This is a genomic window from Bifidobacterium hominis (assembly GCF_040095915.1).
In the GTDB taxonomy this organism is placed as follows: Bacteria; Actinomycetota; Actinomycetes; order Actinomycetales; family Bifidobacteriaceae; genus Bifidobacterium; species Bifidobacterium hominis.
Genome location: NZ_JBBMFR010000013.1, coordinates 17531 through 29256, shown reverse-complemented (window position 1 = coordinate 29256; position 11726 = coordinate 17531). Strand labels below are relative to the sequence as shown.

Below are 11726 nucleotides of genomic sequence, written 5' to 3'. Positions count from 1 at the left end.
GGAGTTCCGGAGCATGTCCCTCGCGGTCTAGGGCTGTATCCTAATTAACAACGTCCAACAAACGGGGCGCAGTTCAGTTGGTGCGGGGCTTCTTTTGTTGTATCTGCAATAGTGAAATTTGTTTTCCTGTAGTGAGATTCTATTATTGAGTTTGCAATGGTGAGATCTCAAATGAAATGCGACATTGGAATTTCAATGATGATTATCGCATATCGATGAATGAAATATCGGCAGGTGAAACGGATTCGTCCATGCTCGCTTCTTCGGGTAGGTCAACAGGTAAATTGTTGATTTATGGAATCTCTTGAATTGCCACAGATGGATCCCCGTGTGCTGAAAGCAACTTCCGTGCAGGCCGGAGATCCGGCCGCACAATCTCCGGAGCCGCAGGCGCTGAAAATCACCGCCGCAAGCTCGAATCCGAAGATGTTCACCCTGCCGTGGGAAAAGCCGCTGGCTACTTGGCCGGAAGACCTGCTGGCCAATCTTCCGCGTGGTATTTCCAGGCACGTGGTGCGTTTCGTGCACGTGGGTGACGAAGTGTACGCCATGAAGGAAATCACGCGCAATGTGGCGGAACGAGAATACGAGCTGCTGCGTCGCCTGCAGAAGCTGGAACTGCCGACCGTGCAGCCGATCGCCGTGGTCACGGGCCGTCATAGCCGTGAAGGCGAGCCGCTGGAAGCGATTCTTGTTACCAAGCATTTGAAGTTCTCACTGCCGTATCGTGCGCTGTTCGCGCGTAATCTGCGCCCTGATACCGCGGAACGACTGATTGACGCACTGGCTGTACTGATGGTGCGCTTGCATTTGGCCGGCTTCTATTGGGGCGATGTGTCGCTGTCGAACGTGTTGTTCCTGCGTGATGCCTACGCGTTCTCCGCATTTTTGGTTGATGCGGAAACCGGTGATCTGCAGATTAATCTGACGGAAGGCCAGCGCGAGTACGATGTTGATTTGGCTCGTACGAACATTATTGGCGAATTGATGGATCTTTCGTCCGGTTCGCTGCTGCCGAGCGGTGTTGATGAGATTGAGATCGGCAACCGTTTGGTGGATCGTTATCATTCGCTGTGGAGCGCGCTGACTGATACCGACAAGTTCGGTCCGGATGAGATGTGGAAGATTGAGAAGCGCGTTAACAAGCTAAATGAGCTTGGTTTTGATGTGGATGAGCTGGAGATGAAGACCGCTGAGGATGGCAAGCGTGTGCTGGTGCGTCCGCGTGTGGTCGATGCCGGTTATGCGAATCGTAAGCTGCTGCGTTTGACTGGTCTTGATGTGCAGGAGAATCAGGCTCGTCGACTTCTCAACGATTTGGACGCCTACCGTGCTTCCACATGGCGTGATGGTGAGGATCTTGAGATTGTTGCCACCGATTGGATGCGTGAAGTGTTCGAGCCGACCGTGCGCATGATTCCGCGCGAATACCGTTCGCAGATCGAACCGGCGCAGTTCTTCCATGAGGTGCTTGACCACCGTTGGTTCCTGGCCGAGAAGGCGGGTCATGATGTGCCGATGGCCGAGGCTGTGCAAAGCTATGTGGAGAAGGTGCTTCCGCAGTACAAGCTCACCACGAAGGATGTGGACGCGTTGAACGCCGAAGCCGATTCCGGTGTGATCGACGACGAATACACCTACGACGATCCCGACGACGGCTACAACCCCGACGACGATCCCGACGCAGCTGTATGGGCACATTGATAGAAAAAGCTCCAGTGGAGCTTTTTCCAATGTGCCCTGAGACGAGGCGATGGCGGGGGAGTGGGTCTGCGGTAAGCCCAGAATCAATCCAAGTACAGACTTGCATAACAAATGAGCGGATAATCCGTATGGACTATCCGCTCATAATCATTTCAGACGTGCTGCTTTGCCGTGTTTGCTTCCGCAGTTTCGCTGTGCTTGCTGTTGCTTTGCGCGTTGTCTACTTCGCGTCGGCTGCGGCACCGGCTTCGCGGCGGGCACGTACGACGGAATACAGCGTGATGCCTGCTGCGACGGAAGCGTTCAGTGACTCGACCATGTTCGACATTGGAATGCCTGCGATGGAATCGCATGCCTCGCGTACGAGACGGCTCAAGCCGTTGCCTTCGGAACCGAGCACTACGACCAGCGGGTCGGTTTCGAAACCGGTTTCGCCAACGAGGGCGTCACCGCCACCGTCGAGGCCGACGCTGTAGTATCCGCGTTCCTTCAGGCTTTCAATGGCTTTGGTGAGATTTACCACGCGGGCGACCGGCATGTGTGCGGCTGCGCCTGCGGACACCTTCCATGCGGCTGCGGTGACTGAAGCGGAGCGACGTTCCGGCAGAATCACGCCGTTGGCGCCGAATGCGGCTGCGGAACGGATGACCGCACCCAGATTCTGCGGATCGGTGACGCCATCAAGCGCGATGAACAGCGGACGTGCCGCAATGCGTGCGCTTGCGGAGTTGGCCGCTTCCATGGCGCGGGACTTCTTGTCGGCGCGTTCCACCAGCTCGGCGAGTGAGGAATACTGGAACGGCTGCGCCTTCATCACCACGCCCTGATGGTTGGAGGAGCGTGCGATGCGATCCATTTCCAAACGGTCGGCTTCCATAAGGTTCAGCCCATGAATGCCGGCGAGGCGAATGATTTCGCGCGTGCGGTCGTCGTGCTCGATGCGCGCGGCCACATACAGCGTGCTTGCGGGCACACCACAGCGCAGCGCCTCGAGCACGGCATTGCGGCCGATGACGAGATCATCGGATTCCGAGCTGAACTTTGCCGCGCGACGGCGTGCTGCCAGCCGCGGATCCGCCATCTTACGGCGATTGGTAGCCTGCTTTTCCTTGTAAGCCTTGTGATACACCCGGTCTTCGGCCTTGGGAGTTGGTCCCTTGCCCCTCAGCGAGTTACGATGCTTTCCACCCGACCCCTTGGTCGGTCCTTTTTTCATTGCCATAACTGCCTATTGTCCCAGCACCCCGGGAAAAACGGCTGCTTCGCTCCTAACCGATATGATGGATGGAATGGAGAAAAGAAGAGAGTTTTTTGGTTTGCCCGTCATGTTCTGGGGTTTGTGGGTCACGTTGCTCATCCTGTGGATGGGCCGTTTCGTCACATCGTTCCTTTCCATGTATCTTGTTTCCGACATGCATGTGAGCGCGGGCGTGGCCGGCACCATCGTTTCCATGTACGGTTTCGGTGGCATTTTCGGCTGCCTGTACGGTGGCGCGTTGTCTGACCGATTCGGGCGGCCTGCGATGATTGTCATCGGCAACTTGGGTTCCGCTGCGATGCTGGTTTTGCTGGCTTTTATCGGCGATCCTTGGATTATGGCGATTGCGTTGCTGATATACGGTGTGATTTCCTCCATGCCGACGCCCGCGGTCTCGGCGTACGTTTCCGACGTTGTCCCGTTCCGTAAGCAGAAGCGCGCGTATTCGTTGCAGACGTGGGCTGTGAATTTCGGTTTTGCGATCGGGCCGATCATCGCCAACCAGCTTGTCAAGATTTCCTATTCGCTGATGTTCTATGTGGAAGCGGCGGTGCTGGTGTTCGCCACGTTGCTGATGATGGTGTTCTTCAAGGAAGCTGGATTGGGTGTGCGCGTTACCGGACGGTTTGTGAAACGCGTCGTGAAACAACCTATGGAACGTTCTGAAACTTCACAAACTACCCAATCGCAGCAATTCTCCATATGGCGTAGCTATCGTCGCGCGTGCGCCGACAAAGCGCTCATGTCGATGGTGGTGCTGATGTTCCTGTACACGCTGGCGTATTACCAGATCGTCAGCGGCCTGCCGATCTCCATGACGCAGATTGGGCTCGGCACGGACGAATATTCCAGCCTGCTGACCATCAACGGTGGCATTCTGTGCTTGCTGCAGATTCCAGCGATCGCGTTGTTTCAGCGGATGAGCAACACCCGTGTGCTGGTGCTTGGCATGTCCATCACGGCGGTTGGTTACGCGTTCCAAATCGGCGCCGATTCGTGGGTGACATTTGCGATTGCGACCGTGTTGTGGACTCTCGGCGAGCTTGGCACGTTCCCGATTGCCGCCACGACGGTGGCGAACATCGCGCCAAAGGATGTGCGCGGCACGTATCAGGGCCTGTACAACCTGGTGTGGTCGCTGTCCAATGCGTTCTCGCCGCTTGTCGGAGGTTGGATTCTGAACGCGTTCGGCAGCCACGTGCTGTGGACCTGCTGCACGGTGATGTTCGTGATTGTGGCGATTGGTTTCTATGTGACACGCGGTCCCCGTGAACGTGCCGCAGCCCGTAATCTCGCTGCTGAGGAGGTGTAGCCGGCGTACGTGAAAAGCGGGAGGCCGCGATTCCGTTTGGAACCGCGGCCTCCCGCTATGTGTTTTAAGGATTGGAAAGAAGCGGAGCGGGGTGCTGCCGCGCCTGCGCCTTGCCTTCTGTCTAGGAAGCGGTCTTACTTGTTGAGGACCTTCTTCATCAGGTCGGCGGAGGCCTTGGCGAGAGCGAACTGGCCGAAGCCCGGGTCGATGGAGGCGAGGTCGGAGTTGATGATCTGATCAAAAGTGTTGTTCTTCATGATGTTTCCTTTCGGACGGCCGCCTGGTCTCTTTTGTCTTCCGTCTTCTTCACGTTGCGCGGTCGTCGCTGCTGTCTTTGTTCTCTTGTTCTTCGTTCTTCTGTTGTTTTTCTGTTGTGCCCTCACTATAGGCACGCCGGTATGCGTTTGTCATTCCGTAATCCTTATTTTTATTGTATGATCATCGGTCCATCTTGAAGAAAATGTAAATAATCTGCCTGCATAACGTTGCTTCCGATGGTTATTTGGGAGTGTTTCGGCTCGGAACGACTCGAATTGCCGCAGAACGAAACCGGTGACGTCAGTCTGTCCGCTTGTTGCGGCCAGCCTGCCGATGCTACCTGCATTGTGCGTTGGCCGGTTGCTGGTGGGGTTCGTACGAAGTTGGTGAGATGGGTTATTCCCCGGCCAGCCGATACCGCTGTTTTGGGCTGCGCGCCGGTTCCGTCGGCTCCACAATTTCGTTAGCGATCATGGTCCGCAGGTGAGTGGTGATGGTCGAACGGGATAGCCCCGATAGCTCAGACAGTTCCTTTGAAGTTGCGGAACTGCGCTTGCTCAGCAGTTCGATGATTGCTTCTTCTACGGATAGTGGGTTAGTATTGGTTTTCTCGCTTTTCGTCATTCTGCGTTTGTTGAAAGTCAATGAGAAAAAAGTCAACGTGTTAAGCGGTTTCGGTGGATTCATGAGCGCAGCTTGGAGCTGCTCTTCGATGACTTGGTAACCCGTTCCGCGATTCTCTACAACATACCCGCCACCGGGATATGGTGTGGTTTCCAGAATGTTGGAAAGGAATTGGTTTCTTGAAGAAGAGATGCCCACGGTGCCCAACGTGTCGATGGTTACGTTGCCGAACAATCCGCCGGGATTAAGGATTTCTAGCCGGTCGGCATATAGGTTCACCTGCACTTGTGATCCGCGGGCGTCTGGCGAGTAATCGCGGTGCATGAGTGCGTTGGCGATTGCCTCGCGAACCGCCTTACGCGGATAATCGGGCACATCCTGGCGAAATGCTCCCTCGATTACAGCTCCGGTACGCATGTTTTTGGTGACGGCATTCAATGCGTCTTCAATAATGAAAGGAATGGGGCCGATGATGGTCTGTGCGTCAAGGAATCTGCGGTTCTCGTCCACTATTTCGGCTTTGGTGATACCTGGGAAAGCGGTGAAAGTGATATTAAGCCTCGGGAAGAATTGCTGAGGGAATGATCCGAGTGCCAGCAGGCCGCCAAGCGTTGGCCGGATGGTTCCTTCATCGTCCTTTTTTGCGACGTGCATGCTGATGGTGATGTTTTCGTCACTGCGAGTGCCGAAAATACGTGGATGCAATTCACGTTGACGGTTGATGAATTGGGAAAGCAGATTGTGGTTCAGATCGTCTAGTGTGGCCTGCGCCACAATTTCGTCGTCGAATGTGGGCTGGCTGTGTTCTTCCATGAGGCGGTCGATTTCATATTGGGTGAGCTTGCGATCGCCGTCACCGGTGCGGATGTACGACCCTTGGTAGCGTCCTTTAGTGGTGATGTAGCACGGTCTGTCTTTGAGTGGCATTGCGGGGATGTGCGCCATGAGAACGTTGGTGCCTTCAAAGGGAATTACTTCCAGCGTCGGCCGTACGCGAGGCGTCATCTGCTCGCATTTGGCGCTCAGCGCTTCCTGTATGGCGCGCGCGTCGAAGGATTCCACCGGCGTGAACCCTTCCTTCTCGGATACGCCGAGAATGATGGTGCCTCCGTTACCGTTGGAAAAGGCGGACAGGGTATCGGTGATGCTTTCAGGTATTTTGTTACGTGCTTCCTTGACTTCGCAGGTTTGAGTATCGTTGCCGATTTGACGCATCTGTAAGATGAGATGTTTGAGTTCACTTGCGTTCATGACCGTCCCCCTGGCGCAAATCCATTTACTTGCAACAAGCTTAACATAACTTAACAGCAACTTCGCAGTTGTTAAGTTTGCTGTTAAGTTCGTGCGAAGTTAGGTGGAAAACGATGTATTGGCATGATTACGCGGAGCGAATGGTGAATATTGCCGGCAGGGCAGGTGCGTGTGTGTATGCGTGCGCGTGCGAAAAGCGGGAGGCCGCGATTCCGTTTGGAACCGCGGCCTCCCGCTATGTGATTTAAGGATTGGAAAGAAGCGGAGCGGGGTGCTGCCGCGCCTGCGCCTTGCCTCCTGTCTAGGAAGCGGTCTTACTTGTTGAGGACCTTCTTCATCAGGTCGGCGGAGGCCTTGGCGAGAGCGAACTGGCCGAAGCCCGGGTCGATGGAGGCGAGGTCGGAGTTGATGATCTGATCAAAAGTGTTGTTCTTCATGATGTTTCCTTTCACTTGGCTTGGCGGCGCGTCTTTTCTTCTTGTCATTCCTCTGGCCGCTGCCGTAAGTCTGTATTGTGTTTGTCTTTTTTCTTCGTTCTTCTGTTGTGCCTTTATTCCAAGCCGGGTAAACCATCGATGTCATGCGACGATCGTCACTTCTTTTGTAAAATCATCGGCTAATCTTGAAAAAAGTAATAACATATGAAAAGCGGACGACGATAGGCGTGAAAAAAGGGCACTGAGCTATTGCTTGGTGCCCTTGGGAAAACAGAGATAATCAGACTCTACGGCCTTCGCCGTGAAAATTACTTGCGATTGGATTTGCCGAAAGTGAACGCGCGCACGATCGCGACGATGCCGATCACCACAAGCGCGCATCCGCCGAACAGAATCAGCCAGGTCGTGGAGCTGATGGGGGAGAACAGCACGATGAAGCCCGCGACAATTGACAGCAGCGCGTAAATCACGGCCCATGCGGAGCTTGGCATGCGCCATGATTCCACGAGCGCCATCACGCCTTCCAACATCCAGCCGAGGCCGACCACCATGGTGACGAGCACCGCGAGCGTGGCTCCGGAAAGCGCTGCGTTCTTCAACATGACCACACCGCCGACAGACAGCATCAGACCGATCAGAATGTCAAGCACGCGCCATCCGCCCGGAAGCCCGAGTTCCACGATTGCGGTCACAATGCGGACCACGCCGGAAACCACGAAGTATGCGCCGAGTGCGATTGCGGCGACTTTCAGCGTGGCTCCTGGCCAGATCAGCAGTGCCAGGCCGAGGATGATGGCGGCGATGCCAAGTATTGCGTAGGTGCCGCGGATCGCGTTCTTCGCCTTCTTTGGCAGCCATTCCTCCGCAAGTTTGAACGGGCTGATCGGCTGCCAATTGTCGTTGCCGGTTCCTGGTTGGCTGTTCTGCTGTCCGTACGGTTGGCCGGTGGTGTAGCTCGCGTAGAAGAAGCCGTTCTGGTTCGGGTTTTGGTTGGCGTTGGGGCCGTCAAAGTAGCGTGGGGTCTGCGGCTCGCTCGGATACGGATTGCTCGAATTGTTGGGATTGCCGCTCTGCTGTTGGCCTTGCGATTGCTGATTTGGCGCGTATGCCCCGTATTCCGGCTGACCTTGCGGATGCTGTCCGTTGCTGCCGTTCGGATTCGGATTGTTCGCATACGGGTTGTTCATTGCGTCGCTCATGATGGCCCCTTTCCTTGAAGAGCTTGCTTCGTGACGTTCGGACGTGTGTGAATGTGTCCGCCTGCGCTCAAACGTTTCGGAAGCCCTACCCCCTCATTCTAGGCAATCTGTCTAATTTAAGCCATCAACAAAATCCTCCTCATCGTCCATTTTGATGGATGGGTCGCATGATTTGGCTGTCTTGCCACGCGATTTGAACAAATTGCCACACGATTTTGATCTGGTGACCTCACGTTTTTCCAATAAAAATGGTAGCGACGTTGCGGCCCAGGTTGTCTTGCGATGGAACAATCGATTGGATATGTGATTAAAGCGAGATTGCAAATTATGTTTCACGACATGTTTCACGAATTTGCGAAATTTTGACAAAAGACGGTGTGTGGCACTCTTGCAAAATGGTCACGGTGTGCAATAATGGCAGGAATGCACCGATGGCGTACGCCCGGTGTCCGCAACCGCGCAGCATTGCCCAGCTTGGCGAGTGTTTGTGAAATCGCAATTTTCCGCGATTTTCGCACTATCGCAACGGCAGGGGAGAGCTGACTACTCCGCGGCGCTCCCAAGGAGATCATCATGGTTGATCGCAAGGAAGATCAATCCACCCAATTCCGCGATACCAGTGCGGGCAATTTCGAACAAGCAACGAAAACCGTTACGCAAAAGCAAGTTGATCCGTCGCTCGCCGATGCGCAAACCGTAGCGCAATCGCTTGGCGTCGATTTGAATACCGGCCTGAGCCAAGCGGAAGCCAAGCGGCGACTCGACAAGTACGGACCGAATGAACTCGCGTCCGCACCACCGGTGCCGAAATGGAAGAAATTCCTCGAACAATTCAAAGACCCCCTTGTCTACCTGCTGTTGGCTGCAACCGGCATTTCGCTCGTCGCATGGTTCATCGAACGGGCCAACGCCGTACCGGGTGCGGAAGGCGGCGAAGCATTGCCGTTCGACGCCATCGTCATCGTGCTCATCCTCATCGTCAACGCGGTGCTCGGCTACATTCAGGAATCGAAGGCGGAAGCGGCCGTCGAAGCTCTTTCCAGCATGACCGCGCCGCAGACCAACGTGCTGCGTGACGGCCAAATCGCCCGCATCAACACGGTTGACGTGGTGCCCGGCGACATTATCGTGCTCGGTGAAGGCGACTCCGTTTCCGCGGACGGGCGTCTCTTCGCGGCCGCCAGCCTGCGCGTCGCGGAAGCCAGCCTTACCGGCGAAAGCGTGCCCGTCGGCAAAAAGACCGACACCCTCGCACAGGCGAAAGCTCTCGGCGACCGTGCCAACATGGTGTTCAACGGCACGTCCATAACGCAAGGCACCGGCCGAGCCATCGTAACCAGTACCGGCATGGGTACGCAGGTCGGCAAAATCGCGGATCTGCTACAAGCCACGGAAGACGACGAAACCCCGCTGCAAAAGGAAATGAACTACGTTTCCAAAATCCTCGGCACCGCGGTATGCATCATCGCGGTCGTGGTGCTGGTCGCGCTTGCGCTTACCGAAGGCTTCCACGACGTTCACGATGTGATCGATTCGCTGCTGTTGGCCGTTTCGTTGGCGGTCGCGGCCGTGCCGGAAGGTTTGGCTGCGATTCTTACGGTAGTGCTTGCACTCGGTGTGCAGCGCATGGCCATGCACAATGCGATCGTCAAGAAGCTGCATTCGGTGGAAACGCTCGGTTCCGCGTCGGTGATCTGCTCCGACAAAACCGGTACGCTCACCCGCAATGAGATGACCGTGGAACGTGTGGTCACGCCGAGCGGCGAAGTGCAGCTCACTGGCACCGGCTATGCGCCGGAAGGCCGCATGGTGGTCGATCCGCAGATCATGGAACATGCGCAAATACGCGAGATCATCGAATCGGAGGCCGTCGCAACCCTTGCCGTGGGTGCGCTGGCGAACGACGGCGAACTGCGCGAATCTGCTGCTTCTGCCGGAAATGCGGAAAACGTAACGTGGGAGGCAGTCGGCGACCCGACCGAAGTCTCACTCATCGTCGCAGCACAAAAAGTGAAAGCGAATCGCAAGTATGCCAACTACGGGCGCGTCGGCGAAATCCCGTTTACTTCCGAACGTAAGCGCATGTCCATCGTGGCGCAAGACAACGCCGACGCTGGCCGTCTGACCGTCTTCTCCAAGGGTGCCCCCGATGTGCTTCTTGGATATTGCAGCAGAATTGCGGTCGGCGGTGCCGTCCGCCCACTTACGGAAGGTGATCGTCAGCAGATTCTTGCGACTGTCGAACAGCTTTCTTCCGACGCGTACCGCACGTTGGGCCAGGCCTACCGTCCGCTCGGTACCGCTTCGCTTGCGCAAGTGCCGGGAGTAATGCTGAATTCCGCGGGCCATGTTGCCGATATTGCGGAACAAAGCGATGTGCTTGAGAAGGATTTGATTTGGGTCGGCATGGTCGGCATCATCGATCCACCGCGTACGGAAGTGCGTGATTCCGTGGCAGAGGCGCATCGCGCCGGCATTCGCACGGTAATGATTACCGGTGACCACCCGCTGACCGCGGCTCGCATCGCCACCGACTTGGGCATTATCGACAAGGGTGGCAAGGCCATGACCGGCAGCCAGCTTGACGAACTGCCCGACGAAGCGGCCTTCGACAAGGTGACCAGTGAAGTGTCCGTCTACGCGCGAGTCGCGCCGGAATACAAGCTGAAGATCGTCGAATCGTTGCAGCGGCAAGGTAACATCGTGGCCATGACCGGCGATGGTGTGAACGACGCTCCTGCCGTCAAAACCGCCGATATCGGCGTCGCCATGGGCATTACCGGCACTGAAGTAACCAAGCAAAGCGCGAAAATGATTCTCGCCGACGACAACTTCAGCACCATCGTTGCAGCGGTCCGCGAAGGACGAGGCATTTTCGACAACATCCGCAAGTTCCTGCGCTACCTGCTTAGCTCCAATGTGGGCGAAGTGTTCACCGTGTTCGGCGGCGTGATGCTTGCCGGATTCCTTGGCATCACCCAGCCCGGCAGCCAAGGCGTTATCGTCCCGCTGCTCGCCACACAGCTGCTGTGGATCAACCTGCTCACCGATGCCGCGCCCGCGCTCGCTATGGGCGTTGACCCGTCTACCGATGACGTGATGGCACGCAAACCGCGTAAACTCACGGATCGTGTGATCGACGCCGAAATGTGGGGCGACATCATTTTCATCGGTGTGATTATGGCGGCCGTCACCCTGATCGGCATGGACATGCATTTGGCTGGAGGCCTGTTCACCGACCGTTCCGTCGATGCGATCGGCCACGACGCGCAAATGACCGAAGCGCGCACCATGGGCTTCACGATTCTCGTGTTTGCCCAGATGCTGAACGCGCTCGCCTCTCGTTCGCACCTGCAGTCGGCGTTCGTCGGCCTGTTCTCCAACAAGTGGCTATGGGGCGCGCTCGCACTGAGCACGGTGCTGCAGTTGGCGGTGATCTACATTCCGTTCCTCAACACCGCTTTTGGGACGGTACCGCTCAGCGCCGGCGCATGGGTCGAATGCTTGGGTCTTGCCATGATCGTGCTCATCGCCTCCGAACTGCGCAAATGCGTCCTTCGCGCCATGTACAAGCGCTAAAGGGCACTAGTCATAAGCCATAAACAGCGAGCGGGGCTATTCCTAATCGAGAATAGCCCCGCTCGCTGTACTCCACGCGCCGTGCGATGTTTATCGCAGACGCA

At 56.3% G+C, this 11726-nt stretch carries 8 protein-coding genes; 3 read left to right on the top strand and 5 right to left on the bottom strand.

Translation table 11 applies throughout. The features are described 5' to 3' along the window. Positions 1-294: 294 nt before the first annotated feature. Entirely contained in the window at positions 295-1704 is a 1410-nt protein-coding gene (locus WMO36_RS08150) for a DUF4032 domain-containing protein (RefSeq protein ID WP_250779572.1), read from the top strand. Positions 1705-1924: 220 nt separating this feature from the next. Here the strand turns inward: WMO36_RS08150 and rlmB are convergent, their stop codons facing one another. Next, positions 1925-2926, bottom strand: coding sequence for a 23S rRNA (guanosine(2251)-2'-O)-methyltransferase RlmB (gene rlmB, locus WMO36_RS08145; protein WP_099571454.1), 1002 nt, complete (start codon positions 2924-2926; stop codon positions 1925-1927). Positions 2927-2993: 67 nt separating this feature from the next. Here rlmB and WMO36_RS08140 point away from each other — a divergent pair, with 67 nt between their 5' ends. Further along, the gene (locus WMO36_RS08140; protein ID WP_250779573.1) at positions 2994-4274 is read left to right on the top strand and encodes an MDR family MFS transporter; all 1281 of its coding nucleotides are present in this window, start codon (positions 2994-2996) and stop codon (positions 4272-4274) included. 134 nt (positions 4275-4408) lie between these two features. Here WMO36_RS08140 and WMO36_RS08135 read toward each other — a convergent pair whose 3' ends face one another. The 4 genes from WMO36_RS08135 to WMO36_RS08120 all read right to left on the bottom strand — a co-directional run bounded on the left by WMO36_RS08135 (position 4409) and on the right by WMO36_RS08120 (position 8043). After that, positions 4409-4531, bottom strand: a complete 123-nt coding sequence (locus WMO36_RS08135) for a hypothetical protein (RefSeq protein WP_267471485.1) — start codon at positions 4529-4531, stop codon at positions 4409-4411. A gap of 397 nt (positions 4532-4928) precedes the next feature. Next, the gene (locus WMO36_RS08130; protein ID WP_250779574.1) at positions 4929-6407 is read right to left on the bottom strand and encodes an ATP-binding protein; all 1479 of its coding nucleotides are present in this window, start codon (positions 6405-6407) and stop codon (positions 4929-4931) included. Positions 6408-6721: 314 nt separating this feature from the next. Then, positions 6722-6844: a hypothetical protein gene (locus WMO36_RS08125; protein WP_267471485.1), complete on the bottom strand. Its 123-nt coding sequence runs from the start codon at positions 6842-6844 to the stop codon at positions 6722-6724. A 308-nt stretch (positions 6845-7152) separates the two neighbouring features. Next, the gene (locus WMO36_RS08120) at positions 7153-8043 is read right to left on the bottom strand and encodes an HdeD family acid-resistance protein (RefSeq protein ID WP_271724953.1); all 891 of its coding nucleotides are present in this window, start codon (positions 8041-8043) and stop codon (positions 7153-7155) included. 573 nt (positions 8044-8616) lie between these two features. Between WMO36_RS08120 and WMO36_RS08115 the strand changes: the two genes are divergently transcribed. Continuing rightward, positions 8617-11622 (top strand): cation-translocating P-type ATPase, encoded by a 3006-nt coding sequence (locus WMO36_RS08115; RefSeq protein WP_349077263.1) that lies wholly within the window; start codon positions 8617-8619, stop codon positions 11620-11622. Positions 11623-11726 lie beyond the last annotated feature (104 nt).

Excerpts from the sequence above, each read along its gene's own strand:
- rlmB (WP_099571454.1), bottom strand. The coding sequence starts at position 2,926 with ATGGCAATGAAAAAAGGACCGACCAAGGGGTCGGGTGGAAAGCATCGT.
- WMO36_RS08125 (WP_267471485.1), bottom strand. The coding sequence starts at position 6,844 with ATGAAGAACAACACTTTTGATCAGATCATCAACTCCGACCTCGCCTCC.
- WMO36_RS08140 (WP_250779573.1), top strand. The coding sequence starts at position 2,994 with ATGGAGAAAAGAAGAGAGTTTTTTGGTTTGCCCGTCATGTTCTGGGGT.
- WMO36_RS08120 (WP_271724953.1), bottom strand. The coding sequence starts at position 8,043 with ATGAGCGACGCAATGAACAACCCGTATGCGAACAATCCGAATCCGAAC.
- WMO36_RS08150 (WP_250779572.1), top strand. The coding sequence starts at position 295 with ATGGAATCTCTTGAATTGCCACAGATGGATCCCCGTGTGCTGAAAGCA.
- WMO36_RS08130 (WP_250779574.1), bottom strand. The coding sequence starts at position 6,407 with ATGAACGCAAGTGAACTCAAACATCTCATCTTACAGATGCGTCAAATC.
- WMO36_RS08135 (WP_267471485.1), bottom strand. The coding sequence starts at position 4,531 with ATGAAGAACAACACTTTTGATCAGATCATCAACTCCGACCTCGCCTCC.
- WMO36_RS08115 (WP_349077263.1), top strand. The coding sequence starts at position 8,617 with ATGGTTGATCGCAAGGAAGATCAATCCACCCAATTCCGCGATACCAGT.